Source organism: Dongia sp. agr-C8 (genome assembly GCF_054658695.1).
Window position 1 is genome coordinate 1,461,691 of record NZ_BAAGHZ010000001.1, and the last position, 26,009, is coordinate 1,487,699.

Sequence of the window (26,009 nt, forward strand, 5' to 3'; positions counted from 1 at the left end):
GATGACATATTGAGCTTCAGGTCCGGCGATCTCGACGTGCCGGTCGCGCCGCGCATCCACGCCTTCGGGACTTCCGCCGTGGCGGATCTCCATGAGTCCGTCGCGAGCGATCCCGTCCCCTCGAATCTGGACCGTGCCGACGCCATGCATCAAGCGCTCTCCGAGGCGATCGGCGGGCGTTACGCGATGCTCGATACCGGGCTGGCATCGATCGCGGTCACCGGGGAGGCGAGGGCCTCGGGTGGCGCAGCGACGGCCGACGGCAAATTCGTGGCGATCGATGCGACGGCCAAGGACGGCGACGGCGCGGCCTTGCTGAAGCAACTCGAAGCGCTCGGCCTGCAGCAAGGCGCCAGCTTCGGCGCCATGGCCGGCGGACTGATCCCGGTCGAACGGGTCGGCGAACTCGCCGGCATCGCCGATCTGGCTTTCGCGAGCCAGGCGATCATCATGTCCCATGTCGGCAACGCCACGACCCAGGGCGATCATGCCATGCTGGCCGACCTGGCGCGCGGCACCTATGGGCTGGACGGAACCGGCATCAAGGTCGGCGTCATCTCCGACAGCTTCAACTTCAAGGGCGCGATGGCGAGCGATATCGCCACCAACGACCTGCCGGCCAACACCACGGTGCTCAGCGACTACCTGCAGTCGGGCGCGTCCGACGAAGGCCGCGCCATGGCGCAGCTGGTCCATGACGTGGCGCCGGGGGCGTCGATCGCCTTTGCCACCGCCTATTCCTCGCAGGCGGCCTTCGCCAACGCGATCGTCAGCCTGGCGAACAACGGGGCGAAGGTCATTGTCGATGACGTGCTCTATTTCGCCGAGCCCGCCTACCAGGACGGCATCATCGCGCAAGCCGTCAATCAGGTGAAAGCGCAGGGCGTCGCCTATTTCTCCTCGGCGGCGAATGACGGGCATCTCGGCTTCGAATCCGCCTTCATCAACAGCGGCATCACCCAGACCGTGGTGGGCCGCACCGAGACTTTCGCGCAGCTGTCGACCACGGCGGGAATGCAGCAGTTCCTGACCGTGACCATTCCCGCCGGTCGCGGCGCCTATTTCATCCTCGACTGGGCACAGCCCTCGAGCAGCGTCAGCCCCGGCAAGGGCGCGACCAGCGATCTCGACCTGTTCGTCTACAATTCGGCCGGGACCGCGCTGTCCGCGATCGACCTCGCCGGCAACGAGCCGCCTTATGCGATTGCCAACAATATCGGCGGCAATCCCAAGGAGGTGATGGTCTTCTACAACGACCAGTCGACGGCGCAGACGGTCAATCTTGCGGTCGGCCTGCACAGCGGGACGCCGCCCGCCGCTTTCAAGCTGATGGTGTTGGACAACGGCGCCGGCTTCACCATGGGCAAGTCGACGGTCAACACCAACGACGGCACCGTCTATGGTCACGCCGCGGCCGAGGGCGCGATTGCGGTCGGCGCCGCCTATTGGGGCTCGACGCCGGTCTACGGCGTGACGCCGCCGGTGATCGAAGGCTACTCGTCGGCCGGGCCGACCAGGATCTACTACGACACGGCCGGCAACCTGTTCGCGACGCCGCAAGTGCGGCTGACGCCGTCGATCACGGCCCCGGATGGCGGCGCCACGACAGTCAGCGGATTCTCCAGCTTCTACGGGACCTCGGCGGCGGCGCCGCATGCGGCGGCGGTCGCCGCCTTGATGCTGCAGGCCAAGTCCGGCCTGACCGGCGAGGACATCCGCAACCTGCTGATGAACTCCGCCACCGACATGGACAACCCGGCGACGGCCGGGTTCGACAAGGGCTATGACGCCGGGACCGGCGCCGGCCTGATCCAGGCCAATCTCGCGCTGGGCTATGCGGTCACCGGCATCATCACCGCCGACGCCGCCCACCCGGTGATGCTCGGAACCCATTTCGCGGATGTCATGCGAACCGGCGCTGCCACCGACACGCTGACCGGCGGCGACGGCGCCGACGTGTTCGAGTTCGCCGCCGGCACGCTGGGCAACAGCACCGGCACGCGCGACTTCATCACCGATTTCAAGATTGGAACCGACAAGCTCGATTTCTCGGAGATCGATGCCAACATGCTGGTCGCCGGCATGGACGTCGGCTTCCGGTTTCTCGCCGACGCCGCCTTCGACGGCAAGGCCGGCGTGCTGCACACGGTTTACGACGCGGGACGCGACCGCACGATCGTCGAGGGCGACACGAACGGCGACAAGAATGCGGACTTCGGCGTCGAGCTCGCGGGGAAGCAGGCGCTCGGCTTGAATGATTTCAGCAGCGACAGCTTGTTGACATCGGTGGTGCTGAGCGGCGACGGCGGCGACAACACGCTGAACGGCAGCTTGGGAGACGACCAGCTCTCCGGCCTGGGCGGCAACGATACGCTGAACGGAAACAGCGGCGACGACATCCTCGATGGTGGGCTGGATGTCGACACCATGACCGGCGGCAAGGGCAACGACACCTACTATGTCGACAACACCGGCGACCAGGTGATCGAGACCTCGACGCCGGCCTATACGCCGCCGTCGGGCTTCGCGATCAAGGGCGTCGGCGATGTCGACGGTGACGGCCAGTCGGACGTGCTGCTCTATAACAGCACGACCAACGCCGCGCAGGTACAGATCCTCAAGGACGGCGTGGCGCAGACGCCGATCGCGCTGCCGTCCTGGGGCGGCTGGACGGTGGCGGGCTTCGCCGACTTGAACGGCGACAACAAGAAAGACGTGCTCTACACCGCGGGCACCACCCAGTACGGGATCTACATCAACGGGACCTCGGTGACCTGGGCCCCGGTCTCCGGCAAGACTGCGGATCCGATCGGGACCTTGTCCGGCGGCAACGAGGGCACGGACACGGTCATCTCGACCATAAGCTACTCGCTGGGGACAGGGCTCGAGAACCTGACATTGGACGGGGCGAACCCGATCAACGGCACCGGCAATGCGGTCGCCAACAAGATCATCGGCAACAGCGCCGCCAACGTGATCACCGGTGGCGCGGATGTCGACACGCTGACCGGCGGCCTCGGCGCGGATACCTTCGTCTTCGGCAAGGGCGACACGGGTGCCACGCAGGCGACGCGCGACCTCGTCACCGACTTCCAGGTCGGGACCGACAAAATCGACATCGCGGCGCTGGACCAGTTCCGCTTCCTCGGCACGAATGCCTTCGACGGCGACAAGGACGCGCTGCACACGGTCTCGTTGGGCGGCAACACGATCCTGGAAGGCGACATCAACGGCGACAAGGCCGCCGACTTCCAGATCGAGCTCAGTGGAGCCAAAACGCTCACCCAGGGCGACTTCACCGCCACCAGCCTGCTGCTGCCGCTCAACCTCACCGGTAGCGACGGCAAGGACGACACCCTGACCGGCGGCCGACTGGATGACGTGCTGTCGGGCATGGGCGGCAACGACACGCTCGCTGGCGGTGACGGCAACGATGAACTGAACGGCGGCACCGGCGCCGACAAGATGTCCGGCGGCAAGGGCGACGACAAATACTACGTCGATGACGCCGGCGACGTCGTGTCGGAGACCTCGACGCCGGCCTACACGCCGCCGGCCGGCTTCACGATCAAGGGCACGGCGGATCTGGATGGCGACGGCCAGACCGACGTGCTGCTGTGGAATCAGGCGGCGAACCAGGTCCAGGTGCAGCTGATCAAGGACGGGGTGGGCCAGACACCGATTTCCTTGCCGGCCTGGAGCGGCTGGTCGGTCATGGGCCTCGGCGACTTCAACAACGACGGCAAGAAGGACGCGCTCTACCAGAGCGGCGCCACGCAATACGCGATCTACTTCAACCTCAACGGCACCGCGACCTGGGCCTCCGTTTCCGGCAAGACCGCCGATGCGGTCGGCACGCTGTCCGGCGGCAACGAGGGAACCGACACGGTTTTCTCGTCGGTCAGCCACACGCTCGGCAGCGGGATCGAGAACCTGACCCTGTCGGGCGGTGCTGCGATCAACGGCACCGGCAACGCCGATGCCAACACCATGATCGGCAATACCGCGGCGAACGTGTTGACCGGCGGCAAGGGTGTGGACACGCTGACCGGCGATCTGGGTGCGGACACCTTCCTGTTCGGGAGCGGCGATACCGGCGCGACGCAGGCGACGCGGGACATCATCACCGACTTCCAGGTCGGCACCGACAAGATCGATATCGCGGCGCTGGACCAGTTCCGCTTCCTGGGGACGGCGGCCTTCGACGGCGACAAGGACGCGCTGCACACGGTCGCGTCGGGTGGCAACACGATCCTGGAAGGCGACATCAACGGCGACAAGGTGGCGGACTTCCAGATCGAGCTCACCGGCAGCAAGACGCTCTCGACGGCGGACTTCTCCGCCGCGAGCCTGCTGCTGCCGCTCAATCTGACCGGCAGCGGCACGCTGACCGGCGGTCGGCTGGACGATGTCCTGACCGGCCTCGGCACCGACGATGTGCTGAACGGGCTCGAGGGCAACGACACGCTGGATGGCGGCGCCGGCGCCGACAAGATGTCGGGCGGCAAGGGCAACGACACCTATAAGGTCGACAATGCCGGCGACCAGGTGATCGAGGACTCGACCCCGGCCTATACGCCGCCCTCGGGCTTCACGATCAAGGGCGTCGGCGACGTTGATGGCGACGGGCAGAGCGATGTCCTGCTCTATAACAGCACGACCAACGCCGCGCAGGTGCAGATCATCAAGGACGGCGTGGCGCAGACGCCGATCGCGCTGCCGTCCTGGGGTGGCTGGACGGTGGCCGGCTTCGCCGACTTGAACGGCGACAACAAGAAGGACGTGCTCTACACCGCGGGCACCACCCAGTACGGGATCTACATCAACGGCAGCTCGGTGACCTGGGCCCCGGTCTCGGGCAAGACCGCGGATGCGGTCGGCACGCTCTCGGGCGGCAACGCAGGGACGGACACGGTCGTCTCGACCATCAGCTATACGCTCGGCACCGGCATCGAGAACCTGACCCTCTCGGGCGGTGCTGCGATCAACGGCACCGGCAACGCCGATGCCAACACCATGATCGGCAATACCGCGGCCAACATCCTGACCGGCGGCAAGGGCGCGGACACGCTGACCGGCGATCTGGGTGCGGACACCTTCCTGTTCGGGAGCGGCGATACCGGCGCGACCCTGGCGACCCGGGACCTCGTCACCGACTTCGCGGTCGGGACCGACAAGATCGACATCGCGGCGTTGGACCAGTTCCGCTTCCTGGGGACGGCGGCCTTCGACGGCGACAAGGATGCGCTGCACACGGTCTCGTCGGGCGGCAACACGATCCTGGAAGGCGACATCAACGGCGACAAGGTGGCGGACTTCCAGATCGAGCTCACCGGCAGCAAGACGCTCTCGACGGCGGACTTCGCCGCCGCGAGCCTGCTGCTGCCGCTTAATCTCACCGGCAGCGGCACGCTGACCGGGGGTCGGCTGGACGACGTCCTGACCGGCCTCGGCACCGACGACACGCTGAACGGCCTCGAGGGCAACGACACGCTGGATGGCGGGGCCGGGGCCGACAAGATGTCGGGCGGCAAGGGCAACGACACCTATAAGGTCGACAACGCCGGCGACCAGGTGATCGAGGACTCGACCCCGGCTTACACGCCGCCGTCGGGCTTCGCGATCAAGGGCGTGGGCGATGTCGACGGTGACGGCCAGTCGGACGTGCTGCTCTATAACAGCACGACCAATGCCGCCCAGGTGCAGATCCTCAAGGACGGCGTGGCGCAGACGCCGATCGCGCTGCCGTCCTGGGGCGGCTGGACCGTGGCCGGCTTCGCCGACTTGAACGGCGACAACAAGAAAGATGTGCTCTACACCGCGGGCACCACCCAGTACGGGATCTACATCAACGGCAGCTCGGTGACCTGGGCCCCGGTCAGCGGCAAGACCGCGGATGCGGTCGGCACGCTCTCTGGCGGCAACGCAGGGACGGACACGGTCGTCTCGACCATCAGCTATACGCTCGGCAGCGGGATCGAGAACCTGACCCTCTCGGGCGGTGCTGCGATCAACGGCACCGGCAACGCCGATGCCAACACCATGATCGGCAATACCGCGGCCAACATCCTGACAGGCGGCAAGGGCGCGGATACGCTGACCGGCGATCTGGGTGCGGACACCTTCCTGTTCGGGAGCGGCGATACCGGCGCGACGCAGGCGACCCGGGACCTCGTCACCGACTTCGCGGTCGGGACCGACAAGCTCGACATTGCGGCCTTGGACCAGTTCCGCTTCCTGGGGACGGCGGCCTTCGACGGCGACAAGGATGCGCTGCACACGGTCGCGTCGGGCGGCAACACGATCCTGGAAGGCGACATCAACGGCGACAAGGTGGCGGACTTCCAGATCGAGCTCACCGGCAGCAAGACGCTCTCGACGGCGGACTTCTCAGCCGCGAGCCTGCTGCTGCCGCTCAATCTGACCGGCAGCGGCACGCTGACCGGCGGTCGGCTGGACGACATCCTGACCGGCCTCGGCACCGACGATGTGCTGAACGGCCTCGAGGGCAACGACACGCTGGATGGCGGGGCCGGGGCCGACAAGATGTCGGGCGGCAAGGGCAACGACACCTACTATGTCGACAACACCGGCGACGTCGTGTCGGAGACCTCGACGCCGGCCTACACGCCGCCGGCCGGCTTCGCGATCAAGGGCACGTCGGATCTCGACGGCGACGGCCAGACCGACGTGCTGCTGTGGAACCAGGCGGCGAACCAGGTCCAGGTCCAGCTGATCAAGGACGGGGTGGGCCAGACGCCGATCTCCTTGCCGGCCTGGGGCGGCTGGTCGGTCATGGGCCTCGGCGACTTCAACAACGACGGCAAGAAGGACGCGCTCTACCAGAGCGGCGCCACGCAATACGCGATCTACTTCAACCTCAACGGCACGGCGACCTGGGCCGCGGTCTCGGGCAAGACGGCCGACGCCGTCGGGGCGCTCTCGGGTGGCAACGAGGGTGACGACACGGTCGTCTCGACCATCAGCTACACGCTCGGCACCGGGCTCGAGAAGCTGACGCTGACCGGCGGGAACGCGATCAACGGCACCGGCAACGCCGATGCCAACACCATCCTCGGCAATACCGCGGCGAACGTGTTGACCGGCGGCAAGGGTGTGGACACGCTGACCGGCGATCTCGGCGCGGATACCTTCCTGTTCGGGAGCGGCGATACCGGCGCGACGCAGGCGACGCGGGACATCATCACCGACTTCCAGGTCGGGACCGACAAGCTCGACATTGCGGCCTTGGATCAGTTCCGCTTCCTGGGGACGGCGGCCTTCGACGGCGACAAGGACGGGCTGCACACGGTCTCGTCGGGCGGCAACACGATCCTGGAAGGCGACATCAACGGCGACAAGGTGGCGGACTTCCAGATCGAGCTCAGTGGAGCCAAGACCCTGACCACGGCGGACTTCTCAGCCGCGAGCCTGCTGCTGCCGCTCAATCTGACCGGCAGCGGCACGCTGACCGGCGGTCGGCTGGACGATGTCCTGACCGGCCTCGGCACCGACGATACGTTGAACGGGCTCGAGGGCAACGACACGCTGGATGGCGGCGCCGGCGCCGACAAGATGTCGGGCGGCAAGGGCAACGACACCTATAAGGTCGACAACGCCGGCGACCAGGTGATCGAGGACTCGACCCCGGCTTACACGCCGCCGTCGGGCTTCGCGATCAAGGGCGTCGGCGACGTCGACGGTGACGGGCAGTCGGACGTCCTGCTGTGGAACAGCGCGACGAACGACGCCCAGGTGCAGATCATCAAGGACGGCGTGGCGCAGACGCCGATCGCGCTGCCGTCCTGGGGTGGCTGGACGGTCGCCGGCTTCGCGGATCTCAACGGCGACAACAAGAAGGACGTGCTCTACACCGCGGGCACCACCCAGTACGGGATCTACCTCAACGGCAGCTCGGTGACCTGGGCTCCGGTCTCGGGCAAGACCGCGGATGCGATCGGCACGCTCTCGGGCGGCAATGCGGGGACGGACACGGTCGTCTCGACCATCAGCTATACGCTCGGCAGCGGCATCGAGAACCTGACCCTCTCGGGCGGTGCTGCGATCAACGGCACCGGCAATGCCGATGCGAACACGATCCTCGGCAATACCGCGGCGAACGTGTTGACCGGCGGCAAGGGTGTGGACACGCTGACCGGCGATCTCGGCGCGGATACCTTCGTATTCGGGGTCGGCGACACGGGCGCGACCCAGGCGACGCGGGACGTCGTCACCGATTTCCAGGTCGGGACCGACAAGATCGACATCGCGGCGTTGGACCAGTTCCGCTTCCTCGGCGCCGCGGCCTTCGATGGCCTGGCAGATGCTCTCCATGTGATTGCTTCGGGCGGCAACACGATCCTGGAAGGCGACATCAACGGCGACAAGGTCGCCGACTTCCAGATCGAACTCACCGGCAGCAAGTCACTCGGTCTTGGTGACTTCGCGGGCGCGAGTCTCCTGCTGCCGCTGACCCTGACCGGCGATGGCAACCCCAACACCTTGAACGGCGGTCGGTTGGATGACGTCCTGTCGGGCCAAGGTGGCAATGATACGCTCGTCGGCAATGACGGCAACGACACCTTGGATGGCGGAACCGAAGCCGACCAGATGTCGGGCGGCAATGGCGACGACAAGTACTACGTGGACAACGCGGGCGACGCCGTCAACGAGCTGGGAACGAGCGCCGCGGGTGTGGACACCGTGCTCGCTGCGATTGATTACAAGCTCGGCGCCAATGTCGAGAATCTGACGCTGATCGGTTCGGGAAACATCAGCGGCGCCGGCAATTCCACAGCCAATATCATCGCCGGAAATGCCGGCAACAACACCATAGCCGGTGGTGGCGGCGTCGATTCTCTTTCCGGCGGAAGTGGAGTTGACACATTTGTATTCGCGGGTGGCGATACCGGTTCCGCGCTGGGCGCCCGAGATCAGGTACTCGACTTTGCGGTGGGCGTCGACAAGCTGGATCTGGTCGCCCTCGGCACCTTCAAGTTTGCAGGCAACAATGCCTCCTTCGTCGGTTTCGGGAACGAACTGCACTACTGGTATGACCCAACGCGCGATGTAACCCTGGTGGAGGGCGACATCAACGCGGACCTCAAAGCGGACTTTGGGATCGAGCTCCAGGGCAACATCGCGCTGAAGGTCGCCGATTTCACATCGGGTAGTCTCATCACCCCGCTGAATCTGACAGGTGACGGCAACAACAATTCCCTCACGGGCGCCTCCACAGACGACACCCTGTCAGGCCTCGGTGGCAACGACACGCTGCGGGGCAATGCCGGCGACGACATGCTGGACGGGGGAACCGGCAGCGACACGGCCGTATTCGCCGGCAAGTTCACGGACTACCAACTCGTCTACAGCCTCGGCGGCGCTTATGTGGCTGACCTCAGCTCAGCCGACGGCTATGACGGGACCGACTTTCTCAAGCAGATCGAGCAGATCCAGTTCTCCGACAAGACGATCAACCTGGGGTCTGAAGTCACGATCAAGGGTGCCACCGCCGGTGACAACACCGGCTGGTCGGTGGCTGGTCTCGGCGATATCAACAAGGACGGCTATGACGATTTTGCGATCGGTGCCCCAGGTTCGGATATCAAAGGCGCCAATGCCGGGGCGGCCTATGTCCTTTTCGGCAGTGCGCAGGGGGTCCCCGCCGAGCTTGACCTCGGCACATTAAACGCAAGCAGCGGATTCCGGATCCTCGGCGCCGCAGGTGGCGACGCTGCCGGCTACAGCGTGCAGGCCGCCGGCGATGTCAACGGTGATGGCTTTGCCGATATCGTTCTCGGCGCGGCCTATGCCGACGCGCATGGAACCGATTCCGGCGCGGCCTATGTCATCTTCGGAAAGTCCGGCGGGTTCGGTGCCACGATCGACCTTTCCACGCTGAACGGCAGCGATGGCTTCAGACTGAGTGGTGTTGCATCGGGCGACCTCGCAGGGGGCTCGGTCCAGGGAGCCGGCGACATCAACGGCGACGGCTTTGCGGATCTAATCATCGGAGCCGACGGTTCGGACATTAAGGGTGCCAGCTCCGGCGCGGCCTATGTCGTGTTCGGTCATGGCGGTGCATTCACCGCGGACTTCGACCTTGCGACGGTCGACGGCTGGAACGGTTTCGTGCTCTACGGTGGCAAGCCGGGCGATCACGTCGGCTGGTCGGTTTCCTCCGCCGGCGACTTTAACCATGACGGCATGGATGACCTGCTGATCGGCTCGCTGGTCGACCCGACAACCAATGTATTTGGTGCTTCAGCTTTTGTCTGGTACGGACACAACGGCGCATTCTATCCATTCAATCTCGATCAGACGTCAAGCAACTACGGATTTATAATAGAGAGCGCCAATGGAAACGAGACAGAGTTTTTCACCGGATTCTCGGTATCGGGGGCCGGCGACGTCAACGGCGACGGGGCCGATGACATCATCGTGAGTTCGCCCTATGCCGGCGCCAATGGAACTGGAGCAGCTTACGTTATCTTCAATGGGCCTGGCGCCTATGGTTCGTACCTGAACGGTCTTAACGGCACCAACGGTTTCAAGATCTCCGGCATCGCCAGCGGAGACCAAGCCGGCTGGGACGTGTCCGCTGCGGGTGACGTCAACGGAGATGGCTACGCTGACGTCATCATCGGCGCGCCTCAAGCGGGAGGTGACGGTGGCGGCACCGCCTACGTCCTGTTCGGGCATGGAACGGCATTTTCTGCCACCATCGACCTCGACAATCTGAGTGCGGACGAAGGGTTCTGGATCTATGGAGATTCAGCCGGCGATACGGCCGGAGTCTCGGTCTCTGCGGCGGGGGATCTGAACGGCGACGGCTATGACGATCTGCTCGTCGGCGCGCCCAACGCCGGGCCGAATGGCGCTTTATCCGGCGCGGTCGAAGTCATATACGGCAGCGATCTTCTGGGGACACGCCCGGTGATGGGCAGTATCGGCAATAATGTCATAACAGGGACCGGCGCAAAGGATGTGATCTTCGGCTTGGCCGGCGACGACAAGCTGAGCGGTGGCATCGGAAACGACGAGATTGATGGTGGGTTGGGGAATGACACGATCAACGGCGGCGCTGGTATCGACAAGCTAACGGGAGGAGACGGCAGCGACACTTTCGTGTTCGCGAAAGGAGAAACCGGCGACAAGATTATGGACTTTGTGCCCGGGGTGGACAAACTCGACCTGTCGGCGCTCGGTACGTTCCATTTCGTCGGTCCGGTCAAGAGCGAGCGACCTTTGTTCGACGGCACGCCCAACGCCTTGCAGGTGGCTTACGCAACAACCAACAGCGCGACAATGATACAAGGTGATCTCGACGGAGATCGTGTTGCTGACTTTGAGATCACCATCGACCGCTGGATGACGGTTGGTCTCGATGACTTCACGGCGGGGAGCGTCGTACAGACTGGGCCGCGGGTATCGCATATCCAGGACAATGTCCGCGATCATATCGGAACCGATCGCACCGGCGGCTCAGTCTCCTCCGCTGACGTCAATCATGACGGCTTCTCGGATCTGATCATCGGTGCCCATGAGGCCGACGGAAACATGGGTCTGGTAGGTTATGTTTTCGTTGTCTACGGTGGCGCTCAAGGACTGCCTTCGAATTTCGACCTTTCCAAGCTCGACGGGACCAATGGTTTCACGGTTGTCGGCGCCAACCAATCCGATGGCGCCGGGTTCAGCGTGGACACCGGTGGCGATTTCAACGGCGACGGGATCGAGGACATCCTTGTCGGAGCACCTGGCCTCCAGAACTTCTACAACGTGTTCGCGCCGGATCCCGATCACGCCTATATCATCTTCGGCAGCACTTCGGGAATGCCGGCCCTGGACAAGCTGGCCGATCTGACCCCGTCAGAGGGCATCACCTTCCACGGCACGGGGATGGTCGGTTACGGAGTGTCTTCAGTGGGCGACCTGAACGGCGACGGTTTCGATGACGTGATCATCGACGCTCCGAAAACCGGCAACGCCTATGTTGTATTCGGCGCGACCAACATCAATTCGATGATGGAGCTGTCGGGTCTGAACGGTACGAATGGCTTCAAGATCCAGTCTTCTCCGACGCCCTTCGCGGGGCGCGCGGTGTCCGGTGCCGGCGATGTCAACGGTGACGGTTACGATGACGTTCTGGTAAGAGGCGCCGGCGGTCACTCTACCTATGTTGTTTTCGGTCATACCGGAAGCTTTGCGAACGTAAATGTCCCGTCGGCTATGGACGGCATCGTCGGGTTCACCGTGACGAGTCCCAATGACACGATCAATCAGTCGGCTGCTTCGGTTTCATCTGCAGGCGACCTGAACGGCGATGGGTTCGACGATTTTGTGATCGGTGACGCCCTCGCCTATGCGAAGGGAACCGCCGGTTTCGACAAATTGAAAAGCCGGGGTGCGGCCTATGTGGTCTTCGGGCATGGTGGCGCTTTTAGCCCGAGCATCGATATCAGTCAGCTCGACGGTCAGAACGGCTTCAGAATCGTGGGACCGCAAGATGTGGGTTGGGCCGGACGGTCAGTATCATCTGCCGGCGATGTGAACGGGGATGGATTTGCGGACTTGATCATCGGCGCGCCGAGCCAGGAGCTGCATACAAGCTATAACGGCTACAAATACGAAGCTGCAGCCTACGTCATCTTCGGTGGTGCATCAGGCTTCGGGTCAGTCATCGACTTGGCGTCGCTTAGCAGCACACAAGGTTTTAAGATTCCCGGTGCACTCGACGGGTTCTTTCCGAGCGGGAACGATCAGGCGGGTCGATCGGTCTCGAGTGCCGGCGATGTCGACGGCGATGGTTTCGACGACATCATCGTTGGCGCGCCCAAGAACGATCTAGGTAGTATTGGTGCCTGGAACTGGAGCTACGGCGGCGCTTACATTGTCTTCGGAGAAAATTCCAACATTTCAAAGATGGGCACGACCGGTGATGATACATTGAATGGAACGGCTGCCGCCGAGACCATCGTCGGCGCCCAGGGAAATGACACGCTGAACGGGGGTGGTGGCGCGGATAGCATCCGTGGTGGTTCGGGCGACGATCAGATTAATGTCAGCAATCATGCCTTCTTCCGTGTCGATGGCGGCTCCGGCAGCGACATCCTCCACCTCGACTTCGCCGGCGCGATCGACTTCGGCGACCTCGACGGCAATGCCGCCACCTCCGACCGCGGCAAGATCAGCGGGATCGAGACCATTGACGTCGATAACGGCCAGAGCAACGCCCTGTCGCTGCACCTCGCCGACGTGCTCGACATCGACGCCAACAACAGCAATGTCGGCGGCGTGGCGACGCTGGACAACGTGCTGAAGATCGACGGCAATGCCGGCGATACGCTGCAGCTCTTTACGGCCGACGGGTGGAGCGCTGCCGACAAAGGAACACTGGCGGGTTATGCGATCTATACCCACGACAGCGTCCGGATCGCGATCGATACCGACGTCGTGGTGAGCACGGTCTAGGCCAAGCCGCCAACAGGCGGACGGAGAGGGCTCATTCCTCGATCGTGAGGACGCGGCGGATCTCGTCGGTCTTCAGGCCGAGCGCCATCGGGCGGCGAATCTCCGGCAGCGCGACCACATCGTAGAGCTCGTGCACGATGCCTTCGATCTTCAGCCAGTGCACGGTCGCCCCGGACTTCAGGTCGATCACCATCAAGGCGCATTGCGGCCCGGAACCGCGTCTTGCCAGCGCGTCGTCCAGCGGCAGGCCGGCGAAGGTCTTGTTCTCGCGCGGCTGGGACAGGCCGACGATGGCGAACCGGTCGTGGAAGGTGAGGCCACGCAGATAGCCGGGACAGAAGGCGACCGGCTCGAACCGGCCGGTGCCGGGATCGACGAAGCCGAAATTGCCGGTGCCGGAATCGAGCAGCCAGAGCTTGCCCTGATGCAGCCGCGGCGAATGCGGCATGGAAAGGCCGCGGGCGACGATCCGGTCCGCGGCGACGTCGATCACGATCCCGCCGCCGACGCGCTTCTCGCGCCAGCCGTCGGCGACATCGGTCTCGCCGATCGCGGTCACGTAGCGCGGTTTCCCGTTTTCCATGGCCAGGCCGTTCAGATGGCAGCGGTCCTCCGGCAGCAGCCGGCTGATGAAGCCGGGGCGCCAGAGCGGCCGGAAGCTCTTGGTCTCGGAAGGCTGGGCCAGGCAGGAGAACAGTGTGTTGATGAAGACCGGTCGGCCGGCTGCATCGACCGAGATGTCATGGGCGTCGATGTCCCCGGTGGTGTAGGCGAGCTGCGGCACGTAAAGCCGGTCGTAGCCCTGGTAGATCTCGCTGGCCTGCAGCGCATTCTCGAACCGCCAGATCTGGTAGAGCGAGGTCATCCAGATCGTCTGGCCGTCGCTCCAGAGGCCCATCGAACGGTTGAACGTGCGCTCGAAGATCGAGAGACGCCCGCTCGGCTGCAACCCGATGAAGAACAGCTTTCCCGCCTGGTAGGTCGAGAAGCAGAGCGAGAGCCGGTTCTCCGCCAGCCATTCGGGAAACTGCCGCGAGGGCAGGAACTCGAGCGGCGGCGTGCCGGATTCCGTGGCGGTCTCGGACATCTTGCATCCCCGGTGACACTACCGAGGGTATAGGATGGGGGCGCTGCGGTGTCGAGGGCTGGGCCCGACGCCGGAGAGGGATCCGGTCAGGCCGCCGGGAACGACGCCGTGCTGCGCGCCGGCATCGCCCGCGATGCGCGGGTCCGACCAGCCCTGTCGAGCTCGCGCTGCAGCCCGCCGGTGACGGCGAGCCAGAACATGCGCAGATCGGCAACGGCGCCCCAGACCGGGTTGACCCGGATCATCGACCGGTTCTTCTCGATGAAGGCATGGGCGCCGATCGCGATTCCATAGGCGATGCCGATCCCGAGCAGGAATGCCGGCTGCAAAGTGAGCGCCGCGGTCAGCGCGGCGCCGACGCCTACGACCGTGGCGGCATAATGCACGGCGCGGGTGGTGGGATGGCTGTGGGCTTGCAGATAGAGCGGCCAGAACTCGCGAAAGGTCATGATGCCATCCGGCTTGAGGTCTTTAGGCTTCGTGGGCAGGCAATCGCGCATGAGATTGATCGCCGCCGAGAGTAACGCGGGCGGTGTCGACTGGTTCCGCGCGCCCGCTGGCGGCCGTGCCGCGGATCAAACCGGGCGTTCTCGGGTTGTTGGTTTAAATCCGAATTCTCGCGGGCATCGAGGAGAGAGCACATGCGCCTCAGCAATCACCGCCGCAGCTTCGCGCTGGCTGCGGCCGTCGCCGGCATCATGACCATGCCCGGGACCGCGACGGCGCAAAGCAAGATCTATCCGCCGGACACCGATTGCGCGAACCAGCCGACCATCGCCGAGCGACTGCTTTGCGGTCGGCAGGAGTTCCGCCGGCAGCATGGTCTTTCGGTCGAGCAGCCGGACGCGGCCACGCCGGACGAGCCGGGGCCGTTTCCCGACCAGCCGTTGCCGCCGGCCGAGCTGAGGCCGGCGCCGGGTCAGTCCGGGAAAATGCCGCCGAATACGGCAAGCCCGAATCACTGAGAGGTGCAGAATGGATGAATTCACTCACCGCCAACTGATGCAGCTCTCCGCAACCAGCCGGGTCGCCACGGCGGATGCCTCGGATTTCCCCGCCGATCCCACCGGCCCGGATCGCCCGCTGCCCTTGAGCGATATGCTCGAAATGGGTTTGGAGGCGCTGCTCAGTCAGTTCCGGCGGCGATAGCCGGCAGCGATCTCAGCCCTCATCCGTCTCGAACGGATGCGGTCCGGCGAACTCTCCGACATAGACCTGGTGCGTGACCAGCCGGCCTTCGGGGCGCCAGTGGTGGATCAGGAAGGCGGGTGGCTCGAAGTTGAAGGTGGCCGGTCCGTCCGGCCGGAGATCGAGCGTCACCTGGTGGGCGACGCTGGGCGCCACCTGCGCCAGGCTGCCGCCGAAACGGACCGTGATCGGGCGGTGCGCATGGCCGCACAGGATCCGCTCGACCTGAGGGTGGCGGCGGATCACCGCCTCAAAGGCATCGGGATTGCGCAAGCTGACTTCGTCCATATGCGCGATCCCGGTCAGGAAGGGCGGGTGGTGCAAGGCCACCAATGCCGGCCGGTCCGGCGCGGCCGCCAGGGCGCGGTCGAGAAAGGCCAGTCGCTCGGCACAGAGCTCGCCATGGCCCTGCTCCGGCACGGTCGAATCCAGCATCACCAGGCGGACCGGAAGTTGCTCGATCACGTAATGCACGAACGTCGGATCGGCGGCGACGCCGGGAAGATGGCCGAGCCGCGCCTTGATGCCCTCGCGCCGGTCGTGGTTGCCGGGGATGAGATAGACCGGCAGGTCGAGATGGCGCCGGATCAGGTCGGCGAGGATGTCGTATTCGGCGTCGGAGCCGCGATCGGTGAGATCGCCGGTCAGCAGCACGATGTCCGGCCTGGGTTCCAGCGCCGCGACCGCCTGGAAGGCGCGCTCGACGAAGGGGTTGGTGTCGACCACCCCATAGGCCAGCACGCCATGCGGCTGGACGTGGAGATCGCTGAGCTGGGCTATGAGCATGTCATTACGCCATGAAATCCCGGAGTCGGCGGCTAGATTGGCCGGCGGGCCGCGGCTGAGGCAACAGGAATCGCCCCATGGCATTCCACGCGGAAGATGCTAGCGTCCGGCGGTGAACGACGCACAGAAAGCTGAAACATTGCCGCCCGGCCGGTCGTCCGAGGAGGACTGGTCGGTGCTGATGGCCGAGGCGCAGCGGGGCGATGCGGCGCGCTATCGCCGGCTGCTGCAGTCGATCACGCCCTATCTTCGGGCGCTCGCCCACCGCATGGGGCTCAACGGCCCCGATCTCGAGGACGCGGTGCAGGACGTGCTGCTGACCCTCCATTCGATCCGCCACACCTATGACCCGGCCCGGCCGTTCGCGCCCTGGCTGACCGCTGTCGCCCGGCACCGGCTGCTCGACCGGCTGCGGCGGAAGGTGCGGCAAACCGGCCGGGAGACCGAATTGACCGAGGCGCATGAAACCTTTGCCGCGGTCGAGACGAATCACCCTGAACTGGCCGGCGAGGCGGCGCGGCTGCAGGCGGCGATCGCCAGCCTGCCCGAAGGCCAGCGTCGGGCGGTCGAGATGCTGAAATTGAAGGAAATGTCCTTGAAGGAGGCAGCCCAAGCCACCGGGCAATCGGAAACCGCGCTGAAGGTCTCGGTCCATCGCGCGATCAAGCGGCTGCGCGGCCTGCTGGGAGGAACCTGACATGGCCGCAACCGAGCAGCTGATCGCGACCCTCGCCGAAGGGCTCCAGCCGGTGCAGCCGCTGCGGAAGCCCTGGCTGCGCGCGGCCTCGTGGAGCGCCTTCGCGACGCTGGTGATCGCCGCGATCGCGGCGATCGGTGGCTCGCGGGCGGATCTTGCCCATGCCGTGACCGAGGCCAGCTTCCTCTTCCCGCTGGCCGGCAGCTGGCTGACCGGCGTCACCGCCGCGGCCGCCGCTTTCCATGTCAGCCTGCCGGACCGCTCGCGGCGCTGGCTCTGGCTGCCGGTGGTGCCGGTGCTGCTCTGGGGCACCGGTTTCGCCGTCACCTGCTTCGTCAACTGGGGCGATCTTGCCGGCAGCCTCGAACTCCTGCCGGAGAGCGCCTGCCTGCTGACCATCGTGCTGACTTCGGCCGGCCTCGTCGCGGTGCTGCTGCCGATGCTGCGCCGGGTGAAGACCCTGCGGCCGGGGCTGACCGCCTGGCTGGGCTGCCTCGCGGTGGCCGGCTTTGCCGATACCGCGCATCTCCTGGTTCACACCGAGCAGGATTCGCTGCTGGCCTTGACCGTCAACCTGGTGCCGGCCGTCGTGCTGGTCGTGTTCGGCGGGCTGGCGGGACGCCGCGCCGTCGCCTAAAAGGGGCGACCAACCAACTGCGGACGATTCCCCGTGCCTGATCTCATCTGCCTCGGCGAAGCCATGGTCGAGTTCAACCAGCAATCGGAGGGCGACCTCTACAAGGCCGGCTTCGGCGGCGATACCTCCAACACCGCCATCGCTGCCGCGCGCCAGGGCGCCAAGTCCGGCTATATCACCGCGCTGGGCAGCGATCGGTTCGGCGACCTGCTGATGCAGCTCTGGGCCCGCGAGGAGGTGGATGCCACCGCGGTGAGGCGCGATGACCAGGCGCCGACGGGAATCTACTTCGTCACCCACAGCGATGCCGGCCATCAGTTCCACTATTACCGGGCCGGCTCGGCCGCCAGCCGCATGACGCCAGCCGATCTGCCGGTCGACTATCTGCGCGGCGGCAAAGTCCTGCACGTCTCGGCGATCAGCCAGGCGATCTCGGAGACCGCCTGCGCAACCGTGTTCGCGGCGATGGACACGGCGCGGCAGGCGGGGCTGGAAGTCTGCTTCGACACCAACCTGCGCCTGAAGCTCTGGTCGCTGGAGCGGGCCCGCGCGGCGATCGACGGCGCCATCCGCCGCGCCGACATCCTCCGTCCGGCACTCGACGATGCCCGCACCCTGACCGGAATCGAGGATGCCGACGCCATCCTCGACCATTTCCTCACGCTGGGGCCGCAGCTCGTGGTGATGACCATGGGCAAGGAGGGCGTCATCCTCGCGACCAGGAAGGCGCGGCATCGGCTGCTGCCGCACAAAGTCGATGCGGTCGATGCGACCGGGGCGGGGGACACCTTCAACGGCTCCTTCCTCGCCCGGCTCATTGCCGGAGACGCACCGCTCGATGCCGCGCGCTACGCCAATGCCGCCGCGGCGCTCTCGACCACCGGCTACGGCGCGGTGGCGCCGATCCCGGGGCCGGCCGAGGTCTACAAGTTCCTGAGGGCGTAGCCGCTCAGAGTTGCAGCAGCGCGCGCATGGCGCTGCGCAGCACGTCGAGCATGGCGTCGCGGTCGAGGTTGGGGTTGCGGACGGTGCGGATCGACAAGCCGTCGAACAGCGCACCGATGACTTCGACCTCGGCGCAGGACCTGATCACGGTCCGGCTTTCGCGGGTCACCAACCTGGTGACGCTCTACAAGGTGCTGGGCGGCGGATGGCGCAGGCGGCTCCCGCTGCACCCTCACCTTTGTTGCAGCGCGAAACCAGCGGCGATGACGGGCGATCCGGGCTGGCCTGGGTTCATCTCAACCCCATGAAGGGCTTGCCATCGCCCGAAGCCGGTCCCAAATTGAACTTGGCAGGAGTGCAACAGCCGCGGAGGGAACGCGCGATGAATGTCGCAGCCATTCTCCAGGGGAAGCCCGAACGCCTGATCGGGTTGCCCGAAAGCAAGTCGCTGGCCGACGCCGCGAGACTTCTCACCGAGGAAAAGATCGGCGCCCTGGTCGTCCGCAGTGCCGGCGGCGAGATGATCGGCATCCTCTCCGAACGCGACATCGTCCGCGCGGTCGCGCGGGACGGCGCCGGCGTGCTGGAGAAGTCGGTCTCCACCATCATGACCCGCGACGTCATCTGCTGTGCGCCGCAGGATTCGGTGGCCGAAGTCATGGGGATGATGACCGAGCGCCGCTTCCGCCATCTTCCGGTGAGGAGCAACGGCAAGCTGATCGGCATGGTCTCGATCGGCGACGTCGTGAAGGCACGCGTGGAAGAGGCGGAAGGCGAAGCCGCGCAGCTCCGAGAGTATATCGCCTCCTAGACGGTCGCCGTCAGCGGTATCAGCCGCGAAGCGGGCAGGATGACGCGGACCGTGGTGCCGCGCTGTGGCTTCGAGGAGACCTCGATCCGGCCCTGATGCAGTTCGATCAGGTTCTTGCAGATCGAGAGGCCGAGCCCGGCGCCTTCCTGCTGCGGATGGGCGCTGCGGTTGACCTGGACGAAGGGCTCGAACACCCGCTCCAGGTCCTTCTCGCTGATGCCGATGCCGGTATCGGCCACCGAGATCACCAGGTTGCCGGAGGGCTCGACGCCGGCCGCGACCGTCACCGTGCCGCCGGCCGGCGTGAACTTGACCGCGTTGGTGGCGAGATTGAGCAGCACCTGGGTGATGCGACGTTCGTCGGCATTGAGCGCCGGCAGGCGCTCCGGGACATCGAGCCTCAGCTTCAAGCCGGCGCGGTTGGCTCGCTCCCCGATCATGTGAACGCAATGGGTGCAGAGTGCGTTGACGTCGATCGGCCCCTCGACCAACTGCACCGTGCCGGAATCGATCTTGGAATAGTCCAGGATCTCGCTGATCAGCCCGTAGAGATGCTGCGCGCTCAGAAGAATATCGGTGGAGTATTCCGCGACCTTGGCATGCTCCGGGTCGTTCCAGCGGTCGCGCAGGATCTGCGCGAAGCCCATGATCGCGTTCAACGGCGTGCGCAGCTCGTGGCTCATGTTGGCCAGGAACTCCGACTTCGCACGGTTTGACGCCTCGGCCGCACGCCGCGCCACCATCAGCTGGCGCTCGAAGTTCTTGCGCTGGGTGATCTCCTGGACGGTGCCCTCGTAGTAGAGCGCCTTTCCGGTCTCGTCCCTCACCAGGCGCGCATTCTCCTGCACCCAGATCCGCTCACGGCTCTTGTGGCGGTAGACTTCGGATTCGAAGTTCCGCACCTCGCCGTCGCGCGCCATGGCGTCGACGAACTCCTGGCGCCGTTCGGGGCGGACGTACCATTCCTTGGCGATGTCCTTGACCGAGAGGATCAGTTCCTCCGGCGAGGCGTAGCCATTGATCTCGGCAAGCGCCCGATTGGCGACGATCATCCGCCCGTCCAGCGAGCTGATGTAGACGCCCTCGAGCGCGTTGTCGATGATGCTGCGATAGCGCGCCTCGGCCTCGCGAAAGGCACGTTGCGATTCCACCAGATCGGTCACGTCGACCATGGTGCCGAGGATCGAGATGGTGCCGCCAGGTTCCTGGGCGAGGGTGGTGGAATCCGAGACCCAGAAGCGGCTGCCGTCGCGCCGCTTCATCTCGGTGACATGGGAAGCCACCCGGCCTGAGCGCTTCAATTCGGCGATATGCCAGTCCCGGTCGCTCTTGCGGACGTAGAATTTCTCGTTGTCGGACCCGGTGGCGGCAATGAACTCGGCCGGCGTCTCATACCCGAACATGCGGGCCATGGCCGAATTGGCCTGCACCACGCCGCCTTCGATCAACGTCTGGTAAACGCCGATATCGGACTGCTCGAAGATCGTCCGGTATATGTTCCCGTGGTCCAACGCTATCCCCTCGCTGCGCGGGCGAAATATTCTTAACCGGAACAACGGGGTTTAGGAAGCGCTGGCCCGACTGCCCCCGGACAACCCTGGCACGGGCCTTGCGATAACAGGCCTGGAAGCCTGTGGAGGCACCTGAACATGCGGTTTTCGACCCCTTATGCGACGGGAATGTCCGTGAACCCGGCAAGTCTTGCCGAGTGGAACGCCGTTTCACGCCGCGAAACAACGCGGGAGACCCGGAAATGACACCGGCCCTGTTCGCCAGCCAGCCGATTCGTGCCGGTGGATCGACCATCCAGCCGGACGTGCTTGCCAGCATCCAGAAGGCGAGCGCCAATACCGGCGTGGACTTCTCCTACCTGATGGCCCAGGCCTCGCGGGAGAGCAGCTTCGACCCCAGCGCCAAGGCCTCGACCAGCAGCGCCACCGGCCTCTACCAGTTCGTCGAGCAGACCTGGCTCGGCACCTTCAAGGAACATGCCGCGGAATACGGCTACGGCGATCTCGCCGACAAGATCACCAAGCGCTCCGACGGCCGATTCACGGTGGCGGATGCCGCGACCCGCAAGCAGATCCTCGACTTGCGCAAGGACCCGACCCTGAACGCCGCCCTGGCTGCCGAACTGGCCTCGGACAACAAGACCAAGATGGAAGCTGCCCTGGACCGCCCGGCGACGGCGACCGATCTCCATCTGGCGCATTTCCTAGGCCTCTCGGGTGCGCTCCGCTTCATCCGCAAGATGGACAGCGATCCCTCGGCCACCGGTGCCGCGATGTTCCCCCGCGCCGCCGCCGCGAATGCCAATGTCTTCTATGACGAGAACGGCAATGCCCGGACCGTGGCCGAAATCTACAACCGCATGAACACCAGCATCAGCAGCGACCAGCAGACCTTCGCCTCGCTCGCCACCACGCCGGCCGGCGGCACGTCGATGGCCAGCACCACCGCGGTCGCATCCGCCACGGACACGCCGCTGCAGGGCTTCAGCAACCCGGGCAGCATCCTTTCGCCGCTGCTCCTGGTGACGATCGCGGCATTGCCGCTGGCCAATGAGCAGGAGAAGGATGCCGCCAACGCGGCGAGCCATGGCGGCTCCCGTCACGGCGCGATCCGACCGACGGTCAACCCGATGGCGGCTTTGGGATTGGGCTAGGGCGCTGCTCGCGCACTGGATCTTCCCACCGCGCTAAGGCGCGGACACTCAGGCTGCAAAGCTACTCGCCGCGGCCCTCGAGCATCTTCCTTCCGGCCTCGGTCAGCTTGCAGACCAGCCAGTCGGGCTTCAGCGGGTTGGTGAACCAGGGCTCGGCCCAGCCGTGGTCGATGCAGAAGCGCACGGTGCGGGAGCTGACCTTCTGGCCCCATTCGTCGAACAAGGGGAGCTTGCCGCCGGGCTGCTTCAGCCCGCGCGCGAGCCAGGCGATCTCGACCGCATGGGGATGGTCGTTGCTTGCCGCGATCGTCAGTCCCCGTGCCATTTTCGCCCCCGTCGTTGATCCTGCGACGATACAGAAGTTTCTTTCAAAAGAAAAGACTTAAGCGACGTTCTTACGAAAGAAGTCGAGGTATCTCGATGGCCGGGCAGCGGTTCATCACGACCTTCAACCCGGCCGCTCTTGCAGTCTGCGCCGCCGTTTCATTGACGACGCCCAATTGCATCCAGATTGTTTTCGCACCAATCGCGATCGCTTCCAAGGCCGGCGCGGCCGCCGCGACGGAATTTCGGAAGATATCCACCATATCCACAGCGCCGGTCTCGCCTTGGGGGATCTCGCTCAAGGAGCGGTAGACCTTTTCGCCGTTCAGCAGCTGGCCTTCGAGCCCGGGATTGATCGGAATGACGCGATAGCCGCGGCGCTGCAGATAGCGCATGACACCATGGCTCGGCCGATCCGGCTTCGGGCTGGCGCCGACCAGGGCGATCACCTTGGTTTCCCGCAGGATGCCGCGCAGGAAGTCGTCGCTGTAATCCTCGCTCACCTCAGCAGCCCTTCCATTCCGGCTTGCGCTTGGCGAGGAAGGCGTCGATCCCTTCCTGGGCATCCAGCGCCATCATGTTTTCGGTCATCACCTGGCTGGCATAGTCGTAGGCCGCGGCGAGGCCGAGCTCGGCTTGGGCATAGAAGGCCTGCTTGCCGATCTTCAAGGTGAGCGGCGACTTCGCGATGATCTCGACCGCAAGGTCGGTCGCTTCCTCCATCACCTGCGGCGTCGGCGCCAGGCGGTTGACCAGCCCGAGCCTGAGTGCCGTCGGCGCGTCGATCGGCTCGCCGGTCAGCAGCATCTCCATCGCCTGCTTGCGCGGCACGGCACGGGAGAGCGCCACCATCGGCGTCGAACAGAACAGGCCGATATTGACCCCCGGGGTCGCGAAATGGCTTTCCTCGGCGGCGACCGCGAGATCGCAGGTGGCGACCAGCTGGCAGCCCGCAGCCGTAGCAATGCCGTGGACCGCGGCAATCACCGGCTGGGGCAGGGCGACGATCCGCTGCATCATCGCCGAGCAGAGCGCGAAGGTCTTTTCATAATGCGCCCGGCTGCGGTCGGCACGCAGCTCCTTGAGGTCATGGCCGGCGCAGAAGCAGGTTCCGGCCCCGGTGATCACCACCACGCGGACCCCCGCATCCGCCTTGATGCGGTCGAGCTCGGCGATGATCGCCTCCATCAAGCCGATCGACAATGCATTGCGCTGCGCCGGCCGATTGAGTGTCAGGGTTGCGACGCCGTTGCTGTCGGCGCGGAGCAGCGGATCGTTCGACGCCGCACCCACGTTTCCCGGGGTCATGATCCCAACACCCGCCGCATGGCGCGGAACAGCATGCCCTCGGGCTCGGCGATGGCGCGCGAGATCGAGAAGTGGTGATGGCCCGGCAGTACCATGTATTCGCTCTCCATCCCGGCTTCGAGCAGATGGCGATGGTACCGCGCCGACTGGTCGATCCATAGCGGCGGTTCGTCGCCGCCCACCGCGACCACCACCGGCGCCTTCACCTTGGGCTTCAGGCGCAGCGGGCTCAGGCGCTCGATGTCGGCGGGCGACAGCGCCACGTCCTCGCGCACCTGGATATGCGGAATGGGGGCGAGGTCGTAGATACCGGTCACCAGCACCGCGCCCTGGATGAAGCCGCCTTGGGCGCCGTCGTTCCAGCCCCGGCAGAGCATCATCGCGGCGAGATGCGCACCCGCCGAATTGCCGGCGACCACCAGCCGGTCGGGATCGCCATTGATGCCGCGCGCCTGGCCGCGGATCCAGCTGACCGCCTGCGCGCATTGCTCGACCACGCTCGCCAGCGCCACGGATGGGCAGAGGTCGTAATCGACCATCGCGACCGCGGCACCGGCATCGAGCAGGGGTTCGGCGATGAAGCCGAAGTGATCCTTGGACAGCGCCCGCCAATAGCCGCCATGGATGAAGACGAAGACCGGGCTGTTGGGCGCCTTGGCCGGGAAGAGGTCGATCAGTTGCAGCGGACCCGGCCCGTAGCGCTCGTTGCGTCGGTGCGGCAGCCGCTCGCGTATGGAAGCGCTCAGCGCATGGTCCTCGGCCAGCCAGGTTTCGTGGTCCGGCACGGCCAGCCGCGGCATGAAATGCTGCGCGAACTCCGCCTCCGTCAGTGCTCCGTACATGCATACTCCCCCGATTTTGAAGGCGATCTTCTCGACGGCAGGGGCAAAAGTCCATGATTCCGGGCAATTATTTGCCGGTATTATGATACCGCATGTGTAACTTATTGATTTTTTTGAATTAAGCTTCGGCTTCAATCGCGGCGCTGGTTGACATGCCGAAACGGCACCTCTATACACCGCCGCGATCCGCGGAGAGGGCTCCGCCGACCAACTGTATTCGAGTGAACCATGCGCCTTACAGAGCAAACCTCTTCGTCGAAGCCGTCGGAGGTCGCGAAGAAGTGGATCCTGATCGACGCCGAGGGCGTCGTTCTCGGCCGCCTCGCGTCCATCGTCGCCAACCGGCTGCGCGGCAAGCACAAGCCGACCTATACCCCGCATATCGATGACGGCGACAACGTCATCATCATCAACGCCGCCAAGGTGAAGCTGACCGGCAACAAGGCCGAGAACGAGAAGTTCTACTGGCATACCGGCCATCCGGGCGGCATCAAGGAGCGCACCTGGGGCAAGATCCTCGGCTCCGCGCATCCGGAGCGCCTGCTCGAGAAGGCGGTGGAGCGTATGGTCCCGCGCGGCCCGCTCGGCCGCCGGCAGATGAAGAACTTGAAGGTCTATGCGGGTACCGAGCATCCGCACGAGGCGCAGCAGCCGGAAACGCTGGACGTCGCCGCGATGAATCCGAAGAACAAGCGGGGTTGATCCAGATGGCTAACGAACCGACTCGTCTCACCGACCTGAAGGACCTCGGCGGCGCCCGCGCCGGCGTGGTCGCCGGCAAGGCGCTGGAAGCCGCCCCGCGCTATGAGCGCAAGGTCGACGCCCAGGGCCGTTCCTATGCCACGGGCAAGCGCAAGGACGCGATCGCCCGCGTCTGGATCAAGCCGGGCAAGGGCGTCATCACCATCAACGGCAAGGACAGCACGCAGTATTTCGCGCGTCCGGTGCTGCGGATGATCATCAACCAGCCGTTCGGCATCGTGAACCGCGCCGGCCAGTTCGATGTGATCTGCACCGTGGTCGGCGGCGGCCTCTCCGGCCAGGCCGGTGCCGTGCGTCACGGCATCTCGAAGGCGCTGACCTACTACGAGCCGGATCTCCGTCCGGCCCTGAAGAAGGAAGGCTTCCTGACCCGCGACAGCCGTACCGTCGAGCGCAAGAAGTACGGCCGCGCCAAGGCGCGCCGCAGCTTCCAGTTCTCGAAGCGCTAATTCTCCTCTCCTCTGGAGACCGAAAGGGCCGCAGTTCG

Annotated in this window: 19 protein-coding genes; 10 read left to right on the plus strand and 9 right to left on the minus strand. The window is 65.3% G+C overall.

The features are described 5' to 3' along the window. The first annotated feature begins 9 nt into the window (after nt 1-9). A complete protein-coding gene (locus ACYQ4T_RS06735) occupies nt 10-13,470 on the plus strand; it encodes a M10 family metallopeptidase C-terminal domain-containing protein (protein WP_459851727.1) in 13,461 nt (4,486 codons plus the stop codon). Between the two features lie 31 nt (nt 13,471-13,501). Here the strand turns inward: ACYQ4T_RS06735 and ACYQ4T_RS06740 are convergent, their stop codons facing one another. Together ACYQ4T_RS06740 and ACYQ4T_RS06745 are read right to left on the minus strand one after the other, a co-directional pair. Further along, nucleotides 13,502-14,557 (minus strand): TIGR03032 family protein, encoded by a 1,056-nt coding sequence (locus ACYQ4T_RS06740; protein WP_459851730.1) that lies wholly within the window; start codon nt 14,555-14,557, stop codon nt 13,502-13,504. A gap of 86 nt (nt 14,558-14,643) precedes the next feature. Then, entirely contained in the window at nt 14,644-15,006 is a 363-nt protein-coding gene (locus ACYQ4T_RS06745; protein WP_459851732.1) for an Mpo1-like protein, read from the minus strand. Nucleotides 15,007-15,198: 192 nt separating this feature from the next. Here ACYQ4T_RS06745 and ACYQ4T_RS06750 point away from each other — a divergent pair, with 192 nt between their 5' ends. Both ACYQ4T_RS06750 and ACYQ4T_RS06755 read left to right on the plus strand, forming a co-directional pair. Next, nucleotides 15,199-15,522, plus strand: a complete 324-nt coding sequence (locus ACYQ4T_RS06750; protein ID WP_459851735.1) for a hypothetical protein — start codon at nt 15,199-15,201, stop codon at nt 15,520-15,522. A 10-nt stretch (nt 15,523-15,532) separates the two neighbouring features. Next, nucleotides 15,533-15,706 (plus strand): hypothetical protein, encoded by a 174-nt coding sequence (locus tag ACYQ4T_RS06755; RefSeq protein ID WP_459851737.1) that lies wholly within the window; start codon nt 15,533-15,535, stop codon nt 15,704-15,706. 12 nt (nt 15,707-15,718) lie between these two features. Here ACYQ4T_RS06755 and ACYQ4T_RS06760 read toward each other — a convergent pair whose 3' ends face one another. Next, nucleotides 15,719-16,531 carry a phosphodiesterase gene (locus tag ACYQ4T_RS06760; RefSeq protein WP_459851740.1) on the minus strand — a complete coding sequence of 271 codons (813 nt, stop codon included), beginning with the start codon at nt 16,529-16,531 and terminating at the stop codon, nt 15,719-15,721. A gap of 112 nt (nt 16,532-16,643) precedes the next feature. Between ACYQ4T_RS06760 and ACYQ4T_RS06765 the strand changes: the two genes are divergently transcribed. Genes ACYQ4T_RS06765 through ACYQ4T_RS06775 form a run of 3 tightly spaced genes read left to right on the plus strand, consistent with a single transcriptional unit; the run spans nt 16,644 to nt 18,810 of the window. Then, nucleotides 16,644-17,228, plus strand: coding sequence for a sigma-70 family RNA polymerase sigma factor (locus tag ACYQ4T_RS06765; protein WP_459851742.1), 585 nt, complete (start codon nt 16,644-16,646; stop codon nt 17,226-17,228). Nucleotide 17,229: 1 nt separating this feature from the next. Continuing rightward, nucleotides 17,230-17,865, plus strand: coding sequence for an NrsF family protein (locus tag ACYQ4T_RS06770; RefSeq protein WP_459851744.1), 636 nt, complete (start codon nt 17,230-17,232; stop codon nt 17,863-17,865). A 33-nt stretch (nt 17,866-17,898) separates the two neighbouring features. Continuing rightward, nucleotides 17,899-18,810 (plus strand): sugar kinase, encoded by a 912-nt coding sequence (locus tag ACYQ4T_RS06775; protein WP_459851746.1) that lies wholly within the window; start codon nt 17,899-17,901, stop codon nt 18,808-18,810. A 4-nt stretch (nt 18,811-18,814) separates the two neighbouring features. Here ACYQ4T_RS06775 and ACYQ4T_RS06780 read toward each other — a convergent pair whose 3' ends face one another. Continuing rightward, nucleotides 18,815-18,958: a hypothetical protein gene (locus ACYQ4T_RS06780; protein ID WP_459851748.1), complete on the minus strand. Its 144-nt coding sequence runs from the start codon at nt 18,956-18,958 to the stop codon at nt 18,815-18,817. A gap of 234 nt (nt 18,959-19,192) precedes the next feature. On the opposite strand from ACYQ4T_RS06780, the gene ACYQ4T_RS06785 reads away from it, so the two are divergent. Continuing rightward, the gene (locus ACYQ4T_RS06785; protein WP_459851750.1) at nt 19,193-19,621 is read left to right on the plus strand and encodes a CBS domain-containing protein; all 429 of its coding nucleotides are present in this window, start codon (nt 19,193-19,195) and stop codon (nt 19,619-19,621) included. On the opposite strand, the gene ACYQ4T_RS06790 is transcribed toward ACYQ4T_RS06785, so the two are convergent. Further along, on the minus strand, nt 19,618-21,132 hold the full coding sequence (locus ACYQ4T_RS06790; RefSeq protein WP_459851753.1) for a PAS domain-containing sensor histidine kinase: 1,515 nt from the start codon (nt 21,130-21,132) through the stop codon (nt 19,618-19,620). The genes ACYQ4T_RS06785 and ACYQ4T_RS06790 overlap by 4 nt on opposite strands. A 242-nt stretch (nt 21,133-21,374) precedes the next feature. Here ACYQ4T_RS06790 and ACYQ4T_RS06795 point away from each other — a divergent pair, with 242 nt between their 5' ends. Further along, nucleotides 21,375-22,286: a transglycosylase SLT domain-containing protein gene (locus ACYQ4T_RS06795; RefSeq protein ID WP_459851755.1), complete on the plus strand. Its 912-nt coding sequence runs from the start codon at nt 21,375-21,377 to the stop codon at nt 22,284-22,286. 61 nt (nt 22,287-22,347) lie between these two features. On the opposite strand, the gene ACYQ4T_RS06800 is transcribed toward ACYQ4T_RS06795, so the two are convergent. The 4 genes from ACYQ4T_RS06800 to ACYQ4T_RS06815 form a co-directional block, all read right to left on the minus strand. Next, a complete protein-coding gene (locus ACYQ4T_RS06800) occupies nt 22,348-22,611 on the minus strand; it encodes a hypothetical protein (protein ID WP_459851758.1) in 264 nt (87 codons plus the stop codon). Nucleotides 22,612-22,681: 70 nt separating this feature from the next. Then, nucleotides 22,682-23,113 (minus strand): CoA-binding protein, encoded by a 432-nt coding sequence (locus ACYQ4T_RS06805; RefSeq protein ID WP_459851762.1) that lies wholly within the window; start codon nt 23,111-23,113, stop codon nt 22,682-22,684. Between the two features lies 1 nt (nt 23,114). After that, nucleotides 23,115-23,918: an enoyl-CoA hydratase gene (locus ACYQ4T_RS06810; protein ID WP_459851765.1), complete on the minus strand. Its 804-nt coding sequence runs from the start codon at nt 23,916-23,918 to the stop codon at nt 23,115-23,117. Continuing rightward, entirely contained in the window at nt 23,915-24,760 is an 846-nt protein-coding gene (locus ACYQ4T_RS06815) for an alpha/beta hydrolase (RefSeq protein ID WP_459851768.1), read from the minus strand. Before ACYQ4T_RS06815 ends, ACYQ4T_RS06810 begins: the two co-directional genes overlap by 4 nt. A gap of 228 nt (nt 24,761-24,988) precedes the next feature. Here ACYQ4T_RS06815 and rplM point away from each other — a divergent pair, with 228 nt between their 5' ends. Both rplM and rpsI read left to right on the plus strand, forming a co-directional pair. Continuing rightward, on the plus strand, nt 24,989-25,462 hold the full coding sequence (rplM, locus tag ACYQ4T_RS06820) for a 50S ribosomal protein L13 (protein WP_459851770.1): 474 nt from the start codon (nt 24,989-24,991) through the stop codon (nt 25,460-25,462). Between the two features lie 5 nt (nt 25,463-25,467). Next, nucleotides 25,468-25,971 (plus strand): 30S ribosomal protein S9, encoded by a 504-nt coding sequence (gene rpsI / locus ACYQ4T_RS06825; RefSeq protein WP_459851772.1) that lies wholly within the window; start codon nt 25,468-25,470, stop codon nt 25,969-25,971. Nucleotides 25,972-26,009 lie beyond the last annotated feature (38 nt).